The 1,359-nt window shown below is 63.5% G+C and carries 1 protein-coding gene and 1 pseudogene; both read left to right on the plus strand.

The genetic code is table 11. From position 1 onward, the window contains the following. Positions 1-582: outer-membrane lipoprotein carrier protein LolA (locus GSQ79_RS16960; RefSeq protein WP_158809848.1), on the plus strand; the 582-nt coding region annotated here is incomplete at its 5' end. Between the two features lie 348 nt (positions 583-930). Beyond that, positions 931-1,359 (plus strand): annotated as a pseudogene (locus tag GSQ79_RS16965) (primosomal protein N'); the annotation flags it as partial.

Below are 1,359 nucleotides of genomic sequence, written 5' to 3' on the forward strand. Positions count from 1 at the left end.
AAGCAGTCCGTGCCCGTCGTTCTGACCGGTAGCGATGCCGACAAGGCGATCCACCGGGCCGACATGTTTCTCTCGTCGGCGCCGACAATGGTCGGCGACTTCGTGCAGACCGGAGCGGACGGGCGGCACTCGGAAGGCAAAATCTACGTTCAAAAACCGGGAAAACTGCGGTTTGAATATGCGGCACCAGCGGCGCTCGAAGTGATTTCCGACGGCACATCGGTAGCCGTCAACGATCGCAAGCTGAAGACCCAGCAGACCTACGCGATCGGGCAGACCCCGCTCAAGTTCCTGCTGCAGGACAAGATCGACCTGAAGAGCGACACGCAGATCCTCAACGTGCTGAATTCGCCCGAGGCGATGATGATTCTGCTCGATGATCGGACCACCTTCGGCGGCACCTCGCGGATCCGGTTGATCTTCGACCCCGTCACCTATGAGCTACGCCAGTGGCAGGTGCGTGATCCCCAAGGCTACGAGACCCTTGTGACGCTCTACAATCTCGACCTGAAGCAGAAGCCCGATCCCGCGCTGTTCAAGATCCTGCCTCCCAACACCGCGATCGATACCTCGAAAAACTGAGGGGTTTGGGGCAGTCAAGCCGCTAAGCCATGCCATCATGACGAAAACGTAATCCGACATCCTGCATTTCTCGCGTGACGATGCCTTGCGGACACGTCGTTGGTCCTTATCTTCAGCAACGAGAGCGATTGTCCCTCGACCCCTCGGCTTCCCCCCATGTCGACCGGTCGAGCCGTATGCTGATCCCCCCTCTCAGCATCGTGTCGCTCCAGAAGGGCGTCTGGCGCAAGCCGGGCGCCCTTCCTCGTTTCCAGGGCTTGCGCTCGGGGACGCTGGCCTTATGCGATAGATCGTCGATGCCTGCCGCGCGCGATGCGCAAGAACGCGGGCCCCATTCCTGATTGGCCGATGACCGAACCAGCCGCTACCGCCGACGTCCTGATCCCCGTGGCGGTCGATCAAGCCTACACGTACAAGATCGAACCGGGCGTCCTGCTCCAGCCGGGCGATTTCGTTGAGGTGCCACTCGGACCACGCCGCACCATCGGCGTCGTCTGGTCGCTTGGCCAAAGCGTCAGCCCAAAACTCAAACCGGTCGGCGGGCGCAGCGATGTGCCGCCGCTCTCCGCCAACCTCCGCGCCTTCATCGACTGGGTCGCGCGCTGGACCTTGAGCCCGCGCGGCATGGTCCTGCGCATGTGCATGCGTGCCCCATTCGCGGCGGAGCCCACGTCGCCGCGCCTCGGCGTCCGCTATGTCAGGCCGGCGACGGGCAAGATCACGCCGGCGCGCGCGCGCGTCCTGGCCGCGGCTGAGGCCGGTGGCGTGATGGGCAAG

The organism is Beijerinckia sp. L45 (genome assembly GCF_009765775.1).
Lineage (GTDB): Bacteria > Pseudomonadota > Alphaproteobacteria > Rhizobiales > Beijerinckiaceae > RH-AL1.